Here is a 16576-nt window from a genome sequence, read left to right as displayed (position 1 = left end):
CCAGTTTCAGGACGGACATATGACCGAACAATTCACCCTTCCCGCCAATGGCAGTTTTTCCTTTGCCGGGCGCACCGCGCTGGTGACCGGCGGCGGGCGCGGCGTGGGGGAGGCGGTGGCGCGCGAAATCCATGCAGGTGGCGGGCGCGTGGCGGTGAGCGACGTCGATATCGATGTCGCGCAGGCGGTGGCGGCTTCGCTGGACCCGTCGGGCGAAACGGCGATCGCCCTGACGCTGGACGTGCGGGAAAAGGATCATTTCCTGGCCGCGCGGGACAAGATGGCGGCCCTTTGGGGCAAGGTCGATATTGTGGTGAACAACGCAGGCTTCGCCAAGCGGACGCCGACGCAGGATATTTCACCCGAAGAGTTCGACGCGATCGTCCAGATCAACATGCGCAGCGTGTTCCTGAGCTGCCAGATATTCTCCGAACATATGCGTGAGAATGGCTATGGCCGGATCGTCAACATCACCTCGCTCGCCGGGCAGAATGGCGGGACGGTGGCATCGCCCCATTATGCCGCGTCGAAGGCCGGGGCGATCATGCTGACCAAATATTTCGCGCGCTATCTGGCCGGGACGGGCGTGACCGTAAACGCCATCGCGCCCGGCCCGATCGACACCGCCAAGGCGCGGCTGTCGGCCGAGCAGATCGCGCGGGTCGAGGGCGAAGTGCCGGTCGGCCGCTTCATGGCCGTGGGCGAGATCGCGGCGGCGACGGCGCTGCTGGCGTCGGACCGGGGCGGTTTTTTTGTAGGTGCGACGCTGGATATGAACGGGGGGCTGTATTTGCGGTGATCCCGCTTTGCCATGTTCATTTCCCGCTTTTCTTATGGCTTTATGGGATTGCGATTGGCGCTGGCGCACGGCCCATCCATAATCATGCCCAACAATAGGGTAGCGCCGGAGCAGTGAACCGCCCGGCCGAATACTGGAGAGTAGCATGTTCATTTACAATGCATGGTATGTGGCCGCCTTTGCCGCCGATATCGAACCGGGCAAGACGCTAGGGCGCAAATATCTGAACAAGGCGGTCGTGCTGTTCCGCACCGAAGCTGGTGAGATCGCCGCGCTGGAGGACAGGTGCAGCCACCGCGCCATGCCGCTGTCCGCCGGGCATGTCGACGGCGACGTCCTGCGCTGCTGCTATCATGGCGTCGAGTTCAACGGCAAGGGCGCCTGCACCCGCATCCCTAACCAGGCGCGCATCCCCGCGTCCGCCAACGTCCGCCATTATCCCGTGGTGGAGAAGGATCATCTGATCTGGATCTGGATGGGCGAACCGGCGCTGGCCGATCCCTCGATCATCGTAGATAGCCCCGAACATAATGATCCGGCCTGGACCTGGAGGCCTTATAACTTCCCGGTGAAGGCCAATTGGCAGCTGATCATCGACAATATCATGGACCTGACCCATGTGCCCTATATCCATGCGCGCACGATCGGCGGGAACCCGGAACAACATTATAATGCCGACACCAAGGTCGAGTTTGACGGCCGCAAGGTGACATTGCTGCGCAAGATGCCCAATTCGATCCCGCCCAAATCCTATATCGACGCGGGCGGCTTCAAGGGGCGGGTGGATCGCTGGCAGGAAGTGCGGTTCGAACCGGGCATTGGCATGACCTGCCGCGTCAATGCGGGCGGGTGCGATGTCGGCACCGGCGCCTATGAAGGCAAGCGCGACAATGGCTTCATGCTGGCGAACAATCATTTCATCACGCCGGAAACCGAAACGACCAGCCATTATCTGTGGACCATCTGCACCACAGCGCCCAAGGAAAGCGGCGTGCCCGATGTGCTGTTCGACCAGTTTTTCGACACCATCACGGAAGACGAGGTCACATTGCAGGCGCAACAGGCCCGGATCGACGACGAACCCGAACGGCCCTTCATCGGTATTGCCAGCGATGGCGCGGTCAACCAGGCGCGTCGTCTGTTGAGCGCGATGCAGGAAGCGGAGGAAGGCGGCAAGGTCGCCGCCTGATCCCAGCGCATATGCCCCGTAGCGGCCTGACATCATGCCGAACGTGCGGGGCATATTGCGTATTCTGATAACATAACGGCTTGCCCGGCCCGGCGCGTCATGCTGTAGCGGGCCTATGAAGATGCGCGAACTGGAGGACCGGACCGGAGTCCATCGGGAAACCATCCGCGTCTATCTGCGCGAAGGACTAATCCCGGAACCAGCGCGTCCGCGCAAGACCGTCGCCGACTATGGCGAGGAGCATGTGCAGGCGATTCTCGCCGTGCGGCGACTCCAGCGCGAAAACAGGCTGACGCTGGCGCAGATCAAAGCGATCATCGGCGGCGAGGGGACCGAGGGGCGGGTCGAGGCCAGCGCCTTCGACCAGTTGGAGCAGTTGGTCGCGCATCGCGTCGGCGTGGATGGGCCGCCTGTCATGATCGCTTCGCTGCTGGAGCGCTATCCGCACGCGGCCCAAGACGCCCGGACATTGGCGACGATCGGCATCCTGGACATCATCGAGACGGAGCAGGGCGATGCGCTGAGCATCACTTGCGCGCAACTGGTCCGCATCTGGGGAGACATGCGGCGGGCCGGGTTCGACCAGCGGCTTAATTACACCCCGGAGATTCTGGGCTTTTACCGCCAGGCCGCCGATTTCGTCGGGCGATGGGAAGCGGCCACTTTCCTGGCGCGCGTAGACGGCCATATCGCCGTGGACGATGCCGCGACCATGGTCGAACATGCGCTGCCGTTGATGCTCGATTTTTTCGGCCTGCTGCGTCAGCGCGCTTTCTTTGCCCATGTCGACGCAATCCGCGCTGGTGCGCAAACCGATCGCCCCGACGACATGGCCATGACCTTGCCACCCTTGCCCTGAACATCGTGCCGTGACTGGCGGCCTGGCGGATCGTCCGCCGGGCGGCCGCGGTTTATAGCTGGCGAAAAAAAAGCCCGGCGCCGAATAGGCAGCTCTATTCAAACTTTGGGTCATCATTCAGTTTCGAGGATGGCGAACGCGCATTTAGACCCAAAAAATCCCGAAAATAGGCGGCTTAGGCGAAAAATAACGCTGAATGGTCCGACCGATATTAACGATTGACGAATCTCGTCCCGCAGTTACGTAATGAACCTACGCAATACGTATATCGCCGTAAGGCAGCGTATCAGGAGAGGGTAGTTTCATGGCGACTTCGCTGGATGCCGACGTGCGTCCGATCATCCCCGACGACATAGCCCGGATCGTTATCGCGCCCAAAAGCTATACCGACGACGCGACCATTTATGGCGCGTTCAAGTGGCTGCGCGACAATATGCCGCTGGGGATCGCGCAGGTTCCGGGCTACGACCCGATCTGGGTCGTCACCAAACATGCCGACATCAAGGAAGTGGAGCGCAACGGCAAGCTGTTCCACAATGCCGATCACAACCCGATTCTGGTCGATCAGGCGTCCGACGCCTTCACGCGGGAAATCAACGGCGGGTCGATCCGCATCCTGTCGTCGCTGACCTATATGGACCCGCCCGAACATGCGTCCTACCGCACGTTGACATCCAACTGGTTCCTGCCCGGCCGGATCAGCAAGCTGGAGGAACAGATCCGCGTCCTGGCGCGCAAGTCGGTCGACAATCTGCTGAGTTTCGACGGCGAATGTGATTTCGTCCGCGATTTCGCGCTGCATTATCCGCTGCGCGTCATCATGACGCTATTTGGCGTGCCGCCTGAAGACGAGCCGCGTATGCTCAAGCTGACGCAGGAATTTTTCGGCGTCCATGATCCCGAAGAACAGCGGCCCGAAATGGCGACCGACCCTGTGGTGGCGGCGAAGCAATGGGCTGCCTCGATCGAGGATTTCTACACCTATTTCGACAAGCTGAGTGCTGATCGTCGTGAAAATCCGACCGACGACCTGTTGTCGTTGATCGCCAATTCCCGGATCAACGGCGCGCCGATCCCGCGTAACGAGGCGAACGGCTATTATGTCGCGATCGCTACCGCAGGGCATGACACCACGTCGTCGTCCACCGCAGGCGGGCTGCACGGCATGATGCTCTATCCCGAAAATTGGGCGAAGGTGAAGGCGGACCCGTCGCTGATCCCCGGCCTGGTCGACGAAGCGATCCGCTGGACCAGCCCGGTCAAGCATTTCATGCGCAACGCGACGGCCGACACGCAGGTGCGCGGCATGGACATTCGCGCGATGGAACGACTGATGATCTGCTATCCGTCGGGCAACCGCGACGAGGCGGTCTTTGCCGACGCGGACCGTTTCGACATCACCCGGTCGCCCAACCCGCACATCGCCTTTGGTTTCGGCCCGCATATGTGCCTGGGGCAACATCTGGCCAAGTTGGAGATGCGCATCCTGTTCGAGGAACTGCTGCCGCATCTGGAATCCGTCGAATTGGCGGGCGACCCGCGCATGGTCGAGACCAATTTCGTCGGCGGGTACAAGGCGCTGCCGATCCGCTTCAAGCGAAGCTGAACCCTCTCCCCCTGGGCCGCGCCCTGAAAGGCGGGCGCGGCTCCTTCTTTTTCACGCCCGGAGACTGTTTCCATGAACGCACCAACGACCATCGCCGCCGGACTGCATGGCGAACCGGGATTTGAAGTTCGTCTGCCATCGCAAAAGATGCTGATCGGCGGTGCGTGGGAAGATGCCGGGGACGGCCGCACCATCGCGGTGGAGGATCCCGCCACGGGCCAGGCTTTCGCGACCGTTCCCGCGGGCACGGCGGCCGATGTGGACCGGGCGGTGACGAAGGCGCGGGCTGCGTTCGAATCCGCCGCATGGAGCCGGATGCGCCCGCTCGATCGTGGCAAGATCATCGAGGCGATCGCCCGCAAGATCGAGGATAATGCGCAGGAACTGGCGCTGCTCGAAAGCTATGACAATGGCAAGGCGGTGCATCATGCGCTGGCCGTGGATGTGCCGGCCGCCGTCGACATTTTTCGCTACATGGCGGGCTGGGCGTCCAAAATCTATGGGCAGGTAAACCCGATTTCGGGGGATGGCCGTCAATATCACAGCTATTCCGTGCGTGAACCGATCGGCGTCGTGGGACAGATCGTGCCTTGGAACTATCCGCTCGCCATGGCCGCGTGGAAGATCGCGTCGGCCCTGGCCGCAGGGTGCACCATCGTGCTCAAGCCGTCGGAGGTCACGCCGCTGACTGCGCTGCGTCTGGCCGAACTGGCGCTGGAGGCGGGGCTGCCCGAAGGCGTGCTGAACATCGTCACCGGCTATGGCCATGAAGCGGGGCAGGCGCTGGTCGAGCATCCCGGCATCGACAAGATCGCCTTCACCGGGTCGACCCGCGTAGGCAAGCAGATCGTCCAGACCTGCGCCAAGGATCTCAAGCGCGTCACGCTGGAACTGGGCGGCAAGTCGCCTTCGCTGATCTTCGCCGACGCGGACCTCGACAAGGCGGCGATCGGCGCGGCGCTGGCCATCTTCTTCAACAGCGGGCAGGTCTGCCTTGCCGCATCGCGCCTCTATGTCGAACGGTCGGTGTTCGACAAGGTGGTCGACGGCGTGGCCCAGGTCGCCAAGACGTTCAAGCTGGGCCATGGGCGCGACCCCGACACGATGCTGGGACCGCTGGTGTCCAAAGTGCAGCAGGGCCGGGTGCTCGATTATATCGAACAGGGCAAGGCGAGCGGTGCGGACCTGGTCACCGGCGGCGGCACCGGCGATCGCGAAGGCTATTTCGTGGAGCCGACCATCTTCGCCAATCCCGACGTCGACGCCAGCATCGTGCGGGAGGAAATTTTCGGCCCGGTGCTGGTCGCCACGCCATTCGACGATGTCGAGGAAGTGGTCCGCCAAGCCAACGACACCCGTTATGGCCTGGCCGCGAATATCTGGACCCGCGACCTGTCGCGCGCGCATCTGACAGCGCGCAAATTGCAGGCCGGTACGGTGTGGATCAACACCCACGGCATGAACGATCCGTCGGCGCCCTTTGGCGGCGTGAAGGAATCGGGCTGGGGCCGCGAAGTCGGCGAGGAAGGCGTGCTGCATTATACCGAAACCAAGACGGTCACGGCGCTGCTGGACGACTGAACCGATATTTACCTGAAAATACGCAAAAATTATCAACGAAAATCACAATTGGAGGGGAAGAAATGAAACGCAATTTTTCACGATTGATGCGTTCGGCGGGCGTGGTCGGGCTGGTGGCGGCCAGCCCTGCCTTCGCGCAGGATCAGGCGGCGCCGCAATCGGCCGCCGCATCGACATCGCAACCATCGCCCGACGGTGAAATCATCGTGACCGCCAACAAGCGGTCGGAAAATATCAACAAGGTCGGCCTGTCGATCACGGCCGTATCGGGCGAAGCGCTCGAAAGCCGCAAGGTCACCTCGCTGGAGGATATCGCCAGCGTCGTGCCGGGTCTTGCCTTTGCATCGAGCACCGCCAACACACCCATCTTCACCCTGCGTGGCGTGGGTTTCAACGAAAGTTCGCTGGGCGTCTATCCGGCGGTCAGCGTCTATCTCGACCAGACCCCGCTGCCTTTCCCGGTGATGGCCAGCCATACCGCATTCGACCTGGAACGGGTGGAAGTGCTCAAGGGACCGCAGGGCACGCTGTTTGGCCAGAATTCGACGGGCGGCGCGATCAATTATATCGCCGCCAAGCCGACATCCGCGTTCGAAGCGGGCGGCGACATCAGCTATGGCCGTTTCAACCAGGTGGACGGCAATGCCTTCATAAGCGGACCGATCACGCAAAATCTGCGCTTTCGTCTCGCGGGGACGGCGTTGCACGCCGACGACTGGCAGAAAAGCTACACCCGCAACGACAAGCTGGGCGAGCAGGAATATTATGCCGGACGCTTCCTGCTGGACTGGACGCCAGCCGATACGGTGCGTTTTGCGCTGAACATCAATGGCTGGCGCGACAAGTCCGATCCGCAGGCGCAGCAACTGGTGCTCAAATTCGGCCAGATTCCCGCCTTCGCCAAGCCTGAGTTGCTGGACTATCCCTTCGCGCCGGACAATGCGCGCGCAGCCGACTGGTCGACCGGCGCGCTTCGTCCGCGTGCGGATCGCAAATTCTTCCAGGCGGCGCTGCGCAGCGACATCGACCTGAGCGACGATCTGACGCTGACGTCACTGACATCCTATGATGATTACAAGCAGGATCAGGTCACCGACGGCGACGGCATGAACCTCATCGTGTTCGATCTGGAACGCAATGACGGCTATATTCATTCCTTCAATCAGGAACTGCGTCTGGCCAACGATCAGTCCGGGACCTTCCGCTGGATATTGGGCGCGAATTACGAAAAGAGCACAACCTTCGAAAATCAGGTTCTGCGCTATATCGACAGCACCAACTATAATCCCAACAACCTGTTCATCAACGCCAGTGGCGTAACCAACAAGCAGAAGATCGAGAATTACGCCTTCTTCGGTAATGCGGAATATAAGCTGACCGAAGAACTGACGCTCAAGGGCGCGGCGCGCTACACCAAGAGCCGCAACAACGCCAATATCTGCGGCTATGCGGCCGGTGACGGCAATGTCGCCGATCTGTTCAACCTGCTCGGAACGCTGCTGGGCAGCGTGCCGTTCACCCCGATCGGCAACACCGACTGTTATTCGCTGAACGAGAATAACGTCCCCGGCGAGCCCTATATCCGCACGCTCAAGGAGGATAATGTCTCATGGCGTGTCGGCCTGGATTATCAGGTGACGCCGCAGACGCTGGTCTATGCCAACGCTTCGCGCGGGTACAAGGCCGGCTCCTATCCCAGCCTGGCCGCCGCGACCTACACCGCGCTTTCGCCCGTGACGCAGGAATCGGTCACGGCCTATGAGGCGGGGGTAAAGACGCAATTGTTCGATCGCATGGTCTCGCTCAACTTCGCGGCCTTCTATTATGATTATCGCGACAAGCAGATCCGCGGCAAGACGCCCGACCCGATCTTCGGTATTCTCGACGTGCTGGTCAACGTGCCCAAATCGCGCATTCAGGGCGCGGAGGCCGATGTCACCTTCCGTCCGGTCGAAGGGCTGACGATCGCTGCGGCGGGCACCTATCTGGACTCCAAGGTGAAGCGCTATACCGGCGTGAACGTGATTGGCGTGAACAATGATTTCAGCGGCGATCCGTTGCCGTTCACGCCTAAATGGTCGGGTTCGCTGAACGTCGATTACAAGGTCGAAATGCCCGATGGCGGCGCCCCCTTCGTCGGCTTCACCATCGCCGGTCGCAGCGCGTCGGATGCGACGCTGGGCGGTCGCCGGATCACCTTCCCGGCATCGCCCGCGACGATCCTCAAGCCCGGTGTCGACTATATCTACAAGATTGACGGCTATACGACGGTCGATGGTCGCGTCGGCTATGTCGCGCGCGACGAACGCTGGCGAGTCAGCCTGTGGGCCAAGAATATCTTTAACCGCTATTATTGGACCAACGTCATTCCCGCCAATGACAATTCCGCCCGGTTCGCCGGCCGGCCTGCGACCTATGGTGTGACGGTCGGTTTCAACTTCAGATAACAGCCGACGCGGCCGCTGACCGGCGGCCGCGTCCTTCTCGCGTCCGTGCATTGAGGAAAGATTATGGAACTCACCACCGCCTATATGACCGAAAATTGTGAGCGCCACATTTCCAATCCCGCTATCCCGAAATGGAGCCAGAGCTACTATTTCAACTTTTATGACCGGCAGGCGAAATTGGGCGGGTTCATTCGCTTCGGCTTCATGGAGAATATGGGCGAAACCAACGGCTTCGCGATTTTTTTCATGGACGGAAAGCCGCTCTTCACCCGCGTCAACATGAATCTGCCTTACACCCAGGATCGTCCGGTAGGCGGGGTGACCGTTGCGGGTGTGCGCGTCGAGGCGGTGCGGCCGTCGCAGACCTGCCGGATTACCATCGATACCGAGGATTTCGGCGTCGACCTCTGCTGGGATCAACGCTTTCCGATGGGCGACAGCATCGTGCCGGGCAATGAGGACGACGCGATCGCGCGGGAACTGGCCTATATCCATCTGGAAGGGGCCTGCGACGTCACCGGCACGGTGCGCCTGCGCACTGGACAGACCATCACGATCAAGGATGCGGGCTTTCGCGACGTCAGCTGCGGCCCGCGCAACTGGGCCGGGGTGCAGCATTACCGGCTGGCATGGCCGATCTTCGACAATGGCATGTCCTGCGTCGCGGTCCACGCCATCACCGAGCAGGGTGAGGGCTATCAGAAGATCCTGCACGACGGGCAGCGCTGGCATCATATCGGTCGTGTCGAGGAGCTGATCGAATACGAGCCCGACGAGATGGGCTTCAAACATGTCCACTGGAAGGTGTGGGACGAGGATGACCGCTTGTGGGAGTTTACCGCCAAGCCGTTGTTCCGCTGGCAGTTTCCCTTCGACAGTTTCGTGATGGTCGAACAAATGATGGAATATCGGCTGAGCGACGGGACGGTTGGCTACGGCATGGGCGAAGGCGGCTTCCGCTTTCCCTGGGAAGGCAATGGCAATTGACATGAGCGAGATCATCGACGCGCCGCCGATCGACAGGATCGATATCTGGAACCGCGACGACATGGAGCCGCGCATCCGGGAGATACTCGACCGGACCGTGCGGGACCGGGTGAAAGGCCCCTATGCGGCGAAGACCGATAGCGAGGTCATCGCCATGCTGGAGCGCTATTTCGCCAGGACCGAAGGGCTGGAAGCGATCGGCATTTCCGACGTGGCGCGCATGGCGGGCGGCGCTTCGAAGGAGCAGTTCGCCTTCACCTTGCGGCATAAGGGCGACGGGGTGGGGGAGCGGCTGGTGCTGCGCATGGACCCGCTGGAGGCGATTTCGCAAACCTGTCGCGGTCGCGAGGCGCAGGTGCATGTGGCGTTTGCGGGCATATTGCCGGTCGCATCGGTCCGCAGCGTCGATGCGGACGGCGAGATAATGGGCCAGCCGGCGATCATACTGGGCTTCGTCAATGGCGTGACCGAACCGAGCGAAGGCACGGGGCATGGCGTGTCGGGCATCGGCACGCGCTATGACGATTGGGCCGCCAAGCTGGCGCCGCAATTTATCGACGCGCTGGCGCAGGTGCATCGGTTCGACTGGCGCTCCGCCGACCTGTCCTATTATGCGGCGCCCGAAGCGGGGACGCGACAGGCGGCGATCTGGCAGGTCAACTGGTGGTCGCAGGTCTGGTGGGACGGCGTCGTCCAGCCGGTCGCGATGGTGACCTATGCCGAACGCTGGCTGCGCGAACATGCGCCGATCTGCGACGCGCCCGTCATGTGCCACAGCGATCTGCGGCTGGGCAATTTCATGTTCGAGGAGCCAAGCGGCAAGTTCACCGCCGTACTGGACTGGGAACTGGCGCATATCGGGGATTTCCACGAGGATATCGCCTGGGCCATCCAGCGCCTTTTTGGCACTTGGACGGACGATGGCACCTTCCTGGTGTGCGGGCTGATCGCGCGGGACGAGTTCCTGCGCGCCTATGAAGCAGCGTCCGGCAATCGCATCGATCCGGTGAAGCTGCGCTATTATGAGGTGCTCAACGCCTATAAATGCGCGGTGATCGACCTGGGCCAGGCGATGCGCGCCGCGACGCAGAGCAATAATCACCAGGATATCATCCTCACCTGGCTCGGCTCCGCCGGCGCCGTGTTCCTGGAACAACTCGTCATGCTCATTCGGGAGGCCTGATCCATGCTGCCCAATATCGACCTGCGCATCGCGAACATGATCAAGGCGCTGGAGCAGGTAGTCCTGCCCGCGCTGCCGCGCGACCAGCGCCTGGCCCGCGATCAGGCCATGCTGGTGGCCGGTCACTTGCGCATGATGGGCGAACAATGGAAGTCCGCGCTCCGTTACGAGCAGGTGGCGCTTGACGATTTGCAGGGACTCGCCCGGCAATTGCTGCCCGCTGCGTCGGCCTTGCTGGCGGACGATCTGAAAGCCGCGCTGGCCATGGCGCAGGCGTGCGATCGCGCCAGCGTGACCGCGATCGAACGGGCCAATATCGACCTTGGCCACGCCGTCGATGCGGTCATTCTGGGCGGAACGGATCATGCGCCGCTGCCGCCCGCCTCGATCGACGCGCTGCTCGACTATGCGCTGCGCCATGCCCGGCGGGAGCGAAGCTGGTTCAAGGCTAACCGGCTCGACCCCGACCAGAACGACCTGCCTGACCTGGAGACGATGCTGGCTGACGCTGACTGAAGGCGCAGCCGAAGAACAGAAAATACAAGGAGAAGCCGAAGATGCCTGAAACCACAGAGCCGTTCGCCGACTATCCCGTCAAAAACGCTTATCGCCATAAAATGGCGGACGATGGCCGGGAATCCGCTACCCACCAGTTCGTCTTGCCGCAATATGGCATTGCCGGCTTCTATTATCCCACGGTGCGCGCCAACGGCCATGCCAAGGGACGCCTTCACCTGTTCGGTCCCGGCCTAAGCGCGCCGATCGAGGAGGAAGTCGAGCAGATGGTGTCGGACGACATGGACTTTGACGATTGGCGCTTTGGTCCCTTGCTGATGGCTGTGCGCGAGCCGTTCAAAACGATCGATCTGGGCTGGGTGGGCGATCGCATCCAGTTCGAAGGGCAATGGAGCGCGATTCATCCGCCCTATGCCTTCAGTATGCATCCCAAAGGCAACCCGCCCTATTATGGTGATGATCGCACCGAGCAGCATGGCAGGATCAAGGGCAATCTGCGTATCGACGGAAAGGATTTCGCGCTCAACGATTTCATGATCCGCGATCATAGCTGGGGGCCGCGCGTCTGGGGCCTCAACCAGCATTATAAATGGTTTCACGCCACCACGCCGAGCGTGTCGGTGCATTTCTTCGAGATGATGTCGTTCGGCAAGGTCGAAACGCGCGGATATCTGTTCAAGGACGGCGTCATGCAGCATGTCCAGAACATCGACTATGACATCGATTATGACGACGACATGATGCAGGAGCGCTTCCGCGTCACCGTCACTGACAGCGACGGGCGGTCGGTCTTCGTCGATTGCCGGGCTTTCGCGAAATATCAGCTCGACCTGGACCCGGCCGTACTGTTGAACGAAGCCGTGGTTACGGCCACGGTCGACGGAGAACAGGGCACCGGCTGGTGCGAATTCTGCTGGAACCGCGACTATCTCACATTCGCCAGGCCCTATGTTCGGCGCTTCGCCTGGTGAAGGAGGATATCGCCATGCCGATGACGCTTGCCAGCCGCGAGGACGTGGACGTCTGGGACAGGTCCGAGATGGAACCGCGCATCCGCCATATATTGGAACGAACGGTTCGCTTGCGCGATACCGGTCCCTATCGACCCAAGTCCGACGCCGAAGTGATGGCGATGCTCACCGGATTCTTCGCGGCCAAGGGGCTGGAGGAAATTGCGATCAGCGACGTCGAACGCATGTCGGGCGGCGCATCGAAGGAGCAGTTCGCCTTCACGCTGAACCATCGCGAAGACCCGCAAGGCGAGCGGCTGGTGCTGCGGATGGACCCGCTTGAGGCGATCGCCCAGACCTGTCGCGGCCGGGAAGGGGAAATCCAGGCGATCATGGGCAACCACATGCCGGTCGCGCCGGTTCGGTGGTTCGATGCAGATGGCGATCTGTTGGGGCAGCCGGCCGTCATTCTGGGCTTTGTGCGCGGTGTGACGCAACCCAGCGAGGGCGGAAGCGGCGGTGTGTCCGGCATGGGGGGGCGGCTGGGCAGCCTGATCGACAGGTTGGCGCCGCAATATATCGACGCGCTCGCCACCACCCATCGTTTCGACTGGTCGCGGGCGCGGCTGCGCTTCTTCGACGCGCCGCGCGGTGGTGGCAATCAGGCGGCGATCTGGCAGGTCAACTGGTGGTCGCAGGTCTGGTGGGATTGTCTGGTGGAACCCGTGCCGGTCGTCGCGCTCGCCGAGCGGTGGCTGCGCGAAAATGCCCCGGTGTGCGATCGGCCGATGCTGGTGCATGGCGACCTGCGCATGGGCAATTTCATGTTTGAGGAACCGAGCGGCAAATTCACCGCCGTCCTCGACTGGGAACTCGCCCACATCGGCGATTTTCATGAGGATATCGCCTGGACCATGCAGAAACTGTTCGGCGCCTGGGGCGACGACGGCGTCTTTCTGGTCAGCGGCCTTCTGCCCCGTGACGATTTCGTCACGCAATATGAGGCTGCTTCCGGCAATCGGATCGACCCGGTCAGGTTGCATTATTATGAAGTGCTCAACGCCTATAAATGCGCGGTGATGGATCTGGGGCAGGCCATGCGCGCCTCGATCGCCAGCAACAATCACCAGGAAGTCGTGCTGACTTGGCTTGGCTCCGCTGGCGCCGTTTTCCTAAGCCATATCGTCCAACTCATTCGGAAGGGCTGACCCATGCTGCCGAGTATCGATTTGCGCATCTCGAACATCATCAAGGCGCTGGAACAGGTGGTCCTCCCGGCGCTGACCGGGCGCGAGCGACTCGCCAGGGACCAGGTCAATCTGTGCATCGGTCATTTGCGGATGATCGCGCAGCAATGGCGATGGGCGGCAGCATTCGAAGCCGGTTCCTTTCAAGCCATGATCGCGCTGGCGGAGGAGATGCAGCCTGTGGTCGATCCCGGCTATGCCGAGGAACTGGCGCAGGCGATCGCATCGGCCAAGGCGGTGGAAGGGCGAGATCTGGCAGAGGTCGAACATGCCATCGTTGCGCTGGGCGGCCTGATCGACCGCATCATCCTGGGCGAAGATGGCAAGGTGGCGCTGGCCCCCGCCGTCTGGGAAGCCGTGCTGGACTATGGCGAAAAACAGGCGTTGCGCGAACGCACATGGTTCGCCGCCACCGGCCTGGACCCCGACCGGCAGGAATTGCCGAGCATCGCGGGGATGATGGCGGGATGAAGCACGAAAACCCCGTCCTGCCAGAGCATGATCCCGCCGGCGCGCTGGCGCAGATGGTCGCGGATACGCGCTACGCCGACTTGCCGGCTGGCGTGATCGATCTCGCCAAGCGGGCAATCCTGGACACGCTGGCGGTGACGATCGCGGGTTCGGGCTGGGAGGTCAGCCCCGCCATCGCCGATCAGGTGGCGGAATGGGGCGGGGCGCCGCAGGCGACCGTGCTGGTCCATGGGCATAGGGCGCCAGCACCGATGGCGGCGTTCGCCAACGGGGTGATGGCCCGCGCCATCGACATGGGCGACGTGCATGAGACGGGCGGTCATGTCACCGAATGGAATGTGCCGGCCATGCTGTCCGTGCTGGGGATCGCGGACGGGCCGGTCAGCGGCCGGGATTTTCTGACCGCTTATATCACCGGCGCGGAAGTGGGCGTGCGCGCCAGCGCGGCGCTGAACCTTGTCCGCTATCATACGACCTGGGGTATGCCGGGCGAATGGAACGGGCCGCTATGCGCCGCCGCATCGGTCGCGCGCATCCTGGGTCTGAACGCCGACGAGACATGGAACGCGATGGGCATGGCCTATACCGTTCATGGCATGTCGGAATATAATAAATATTCCGAAGGCACGCAGATGGCTCGCGTCCAGCACAGCTTCGCCGGCGATACGGCGGTCAAGGCCGCGCTGTTGACGCGGCGTGGCGTGACGGCGCCGCGCGGCATATTTCAGGGCGTGCCGAGCGGCATATTGCGGCATGTCGCCTGGGACGACGTGCGGCCCGAATTGCTGACCGACGGTCTGGGCACCCGCTGGCAGCTGGCCGAAGGGCTGTCGATGAAGCCCTATTCCGCGTGCAAATTCACCCACAGCTTCATCGCCAGCACGGTCGCCATCATGCAGGGCGAGGGGCTGGACTGGCGCGACATCGAGCGGATCGACTGCGTCGGCAGCAACAGCGCGCGCATGACATTCGAGCCAGCGGCGGCGAAATGGAACCCGCGCAGCGTTCCCGAAGCGATGTTCAGCGCGCCCTATACGATCGCGACGGCGGCGATCACCGGCGGCTTTTTCCTGCAGGATCTGCATGTCGACCGGATCATGGACGAGGAGCGGCGCGCATTGATGCAGCGCGTCCACATCATCGCCGACCCCGCCCATGTCGATCAGTTTGAGGGCTTTTCCGTCACGATCGTGCTGACGGACGGCCGCCGTTTCACCCATGTCACCCCCTATGTGAAGGGCCATAGCCGCAATCCCATGGACTGGGACGATTTGGCCGACAAGCTGGGTCGGTGCGCGCCCTTCGCCGCCGTCGCGCTGCCGCAGGCGAAGCTCGACCGGCTGGTCGCGCTTTGCCGCGCCATGGAAGAGGTGGAGGATATGCGCGACGTCCTGACCTTGATGACCGCCTGACATTCCGACCTTTTCGCAACATTGGAGAACATCATGAAGGCCGCCATTCTCAATAGCCTCGACGGCTCATTCCAGATCGAGGAGATCGACATCGATGCGCCGCGCGGCCGCGAGGTGCTGGTGGAGGTGAAGGCGTCGGGGCTGTGCCATTCCGACCTGCATTTCGCCGAGCAGGACTTCGGCGTACCCTTGCCGGCTGTTCTGGGACATGAGCTGGCGGGCGTCGTCCTGGCGATCGGCCCGGAAGTGCGCGAGTTCGTGGTCGGCGATCATGTGGTGGGATCGCTGATCCAGTTTTGTGGTCATTGCCGCGCCTGCATCGGTGGGCGGACCTATCAATGCACCCATCCGGAAGAGACGCTGCGCGACGATCCCGACCATGCGCATCGCCTGACCCGCAATGGCGAGGGGGTCGCGCAGGTGTTCGGCACGGGCGCCTTTGCGGAACGCGCGCTGGTGCATGAAAACCAGCTTGCCAAGGTGCCCAAGGAACTGCCCTTCGCCCAGGCATCGCTGCTGGGTTGCGGGACGATCACCGGCGCCGGCGCGGCGATCAATACGGCGTCGGTCCGGCCGGGCGATACGGTCGCGGTGATCGGCATCGGCGGGGTCGGGCTGAACGTGATTTCCGGCGCGCAACTGGCGGGCGCGGCGCGGATCGTCGCGATCGACATGCAGCCGAAGAAGGAAGAGCTGGCGCGCAAGTTCGGCGCGACCGACTTCATCGATGCATCCGCAGGCGACAGCGTGGCCGCGGTGCAAGCGTTGATCGAGGGCGGCGTCGACCACGCATTCGAGGTGGTGGGCATCAAGGCGACGTCGGAACAGGCGATCAAGATGGTCCGCAAGGGCGGCGGCGCCTATCTGATCGGGGTGCATTCGCCTGCCAATACGATCGACGTCAATGTCACGATCGACCTGCTGACCAATCAGGTCGACCTGCGCGGCGTCTATATGGGGTCGTCCAACATCAAGCATGACATACCGATGTATGCCCAACTATATCTGGAGGGTAAGCTCAATCTGGACGACCTGATTTCGCGCGAGATTAACCTGGCCGACATCAACGACGCCTATAAGGAATTGAAGGGCGGCGCGATCGCGCGCAGCGTCATCACATCCTTCTAAAGCCTGCATGTTGGCGAGGCAAAGCGCGTAAAGTGACAAAGTCGCCGCAAATGGCACCGGACTATGTCACCTTATGTCGCCTTTGACAGCCGCCGCAGCCTTTGGCGTTACGAGAAGGACGTTGGGAATCGTCCTGACGCGAGGCGCAGTGTCGAGGCTGACGATGTCAAAGAAGCCGCGTTGGCTTCATTGCATAAGGGA

The 16576-nt window shown here is 62.1% G+C and carries 14 protein-coding genes; all 14 read left to right on the top strand.

Annotated elements, in window-relative coordinates; all coding sequences use genetic code 11:
* Positions 1-19 precede the first annotated feature (19 nt).
* Positions 20-799 carry an SDR family NAD(P)-dependent oxidoreductase gene (locus tag EWH12_RS10795; RefSeq protein ID WP_129926557.1) on the top strand — a complete coding sequence of 260 codons (780 nt, stop codon included), beginning with the start codon at positions 20-22 and terminating at the stop codon, positions 797-799.
* Positions 800-944: 145 nt separating this feature from the next.
* Positions 945-1988, top strand: a complete 1044-nt coding sequence (locus tag EWH12_RS10790) for an aromatic ring-hydroxylating oxygenase subunit alpha (RefSeq protein ID WP_066601337.1) — start codon at positions 945-947, stop codon at positions 1986-1988.
* A gap of 115 nt (positions 1989-2103) precedes the next feature.
* Positions 2104-2847: a MerR family transcriptional regulator gene (locus tag EWH12_RS10785; protein WP_066601339.1), complete on the top strand. Its 744-nt coding sequence runs from the start codon at positions 2104-2106 to the stop codon at positions 2845-2847.
* A gap of 304 nt (positions 2848-3151) precedes the next feature.
* Positions 3152-4453, top strand: a complete 1302-nt coding sequence (locus EWH12_RS10780) for a cytochrome P450 (RefSeq protein WP_066601341.1) — start codon at positions 3152-3154, stop codon at positions 4451-4453.
* Positions 4454-4600: 147 nt separating this feature from the next.
* Positions 4601-6034, top strand: coding sequence for an aldehyde dehydrogenase family protein (locus tag EWH12_RS10775; protein ID WP_066605139.1), 1434 nt, complete (start codon positions 4601-4603; stop codon positions 6032-6034).
* A 62-nt stretch (positions 6035-6096) separates the two neighbouring features.
* On the top strand, positions 6097-8481 hold the full coding sequence (locus EWH12_RS10770) for a TonB-dependent receptor (RefSeq protein WP_129926556.1): 2385 nt from the start codon (positions 6097-6099) through the stop codon (positions 8479-8481).
* 63 nt (positions 8482-8544) lie between these two features.
* Positions 8545-9468 carry a DUF7064 domain-containing protein gene (locus tag EWH12_RS10765; RefSeq protein WP_129926555.1) on the top strand — a complete coding sequence of 308 codons (924 nt, stop codon included), beginning with the start codon at positions 8545-8547 and terminating at the stop codon, positions 9466-9468.
* A gap of 1 nt (position 9469) precedes the next feature.
* A complete protein-coding gene (locus EWH12_RS10760; RefSeq protein ID WP_242496015.1) occupies positions 9470-10651 on the top strand; it encodes a phosphotransferase family protein in 1182 nt (393 codons plus the stop codon).
* Between the two features lie 3 nt (positions 10652-10654).
* The gene (locus tag EWH12_RS10755) at positions 10655-11167 is read left to right on the top strand and encodes a hypothetical protein (RefSeq protein WP_066601348.1); all 513 of its coding nucleotides are present in this window, start codon (positions 10655-10657) and stop codon (positions 11165-11167) included.
* Between the two features lie 41 nt (positions 11168-11208).
* Complete coding sequence (locus EWH12_RS10750; protein WP_066601349.1) at positions 11209-12138, top strand: DUF7064 domain-containing protein; 930 nt, start codon at positions 11209-11211, stop codon at positions 12136-12138.
* 14 nt (positions 12139-12152) lie between these two features.
* Positions 12153-13325, top strand: a complete 1173-nt coding sequence (locus tag EWH12_RS10745; RefSeq protein WP_066605142.1) for a phosphotransferase family protein — start codon at positions 12153-12155, stop codon at positions 13323-13325.
* A gap of 3 nt (positions 13326-13328) precedes the next feature.
* On the top strand, positions 13329-13835 hold the full coding sequence (locus EWH12_RS10740) for a hypothetical protein (RefSeq protein WP_066601350.1): 507 nt from the start codon (positions 13329-13331) through the stop codon (positions 13833-13835).
* Complete coding sequence (locus EWH12_RS10735; protein ID WP_129926554.1) at positions 13832-15247, top strand: MmgE/PrpD family protein; 1416 nt, start codon at positions 13832-13834, stop codon at positions 15245-15247. The genes EWH12_RS10740 and EWH12_RS10735 overlap by 4 nt, the downstream gene beginning before the upstream one ends.
* A 33-nt stretch (positions 15248-15280) precedes the next feature.
* On the top strand, positions 15281-16375 hold the full coding sequence (locus EWH12_RS10730; RefSeq protein WP_066601353.1) for an alcohol dehydrogenase catalytic domain-containing protein: 1095 nt from the start codon (positions 15281-15283) through the stop codon (positions 16373-16375).
* The last annotated feature ends 201 nt before the right edge of the window (positions 16376-16576 follow it).

This window comes from Sphingobium cupriresistens, assembly GCF_004152865.1.
Classification (GTDB): Bacteria; Pseudomonadota; Alphaproteobacteria; order Sphingomonadales; family Sphingomonadaceae; genus Sphingobium; species Sphingobium cupriresistens.
Note: the sequence above shows the minus strand (reverse complement) of the source record. Positions and strands in the feature narration are given on the sequence as shown.

Excerpts from the sequence above, each read along its gene's own strand:
- EWH12_RS10795 (WP_129926557.1), top strand. The coding sequence starts at position 20 with ATGACCGAACAATTCACCCTTCCCGCCAATGGCAGTTTTTCCTTTGCC.
- EWH12_RS10790 (WP_066601337.1), top strand. The coding sequence starts at position 945 with ATGTTCATTTACAATGCATGGTATGTGGCCGCCTTTGCCGCCGATATC.
- EWH12_RS10785 (WP_066601339.1), top strand. The coding sequence starts at position 2,104 with ATGAAGATGCGCGAACTGGAGGACCGGACCGGAGTCCATCGGGAAACC.
- EWH12_RS10780 (WP_066601341.1), top strand. The coding sequence starts at position 3,152 with ATGGCGACTTCGCTGGATGCCGACGTGCGTCCGATCATCCCCGACGAC.
- EWH12_RS10775 (WP_066605139.1), top strand. The coding sequence starts at position 4,601 with ATGCTGATCGGCGGTGCGTGGGAAGATGCCGGGGACGGCCGCACCATC.
- EWH12_RS10770 (WP_129926556.1), top strand. The coding sequence starts at position 6,097 with ATGAAACGCAATTTTTCACGATTGATGCGTTCGGCGGGCGTGGTCGGG.
- EWH12_RS10765 (WP_129926555.1), top strand. The coding sequence starts at position 8,545 with ATGGAACTCACCACCGCCTATATGACCGAAAATTGTGAGCGCCACATT.
- EWH12_RS10760 (WP_242496015.1), top strand. The coding sequence starts at position 9,470 with ATGAGCGAGATCATCGACGCGCCGCCGATCGACAGGATCGATATCTGG.
- EWH12_RS10755 (WP_066601348.1), top strand. The coding sequence starts at position 10,655 with ATGCTGCCCAATATCGACCTGCGCATCGCGAACATGATCAAGGCGCTG.
- EWH12_RS10750 (WP_066601349.1), top strand. The coding sequence starts at position 11,209 with ATGCCTGAAACCACAGAGCCGTTCGCCGACTATCCCGTCAAAAACGCT.
- EWH12_RS10745 (WP_066605142.1), top strand. The coding sequence starts at position 12,153 with ATGCCGATGACGCTTGCCAGCCGCGAGGACGTGGACGTCTGGGACAGG.
- EWH12_RS10740 (WP_066601350.1), top strand. The coding sequence starts at position 13,329 with ATGCTGCCGAGTATCGATTTGCGCATCTCGAACATCATCAAGGCGCTG.
- EWH12_RS10735 (WP_129926554.1), top strand. The coding sequence starts at position 13,832 with ATGAAGCACGAAAACCCCGTCCTGCCAGAGCATGATCCCGCCGGCGCG.
- EWH12_RS10730 (WP_066601353.1), top strand. The coding sequence starts at position 15,281 with ATGAAGGCCGCCATTCTCAATAGCCTCGACGGCTCATTCCAGATCGAG.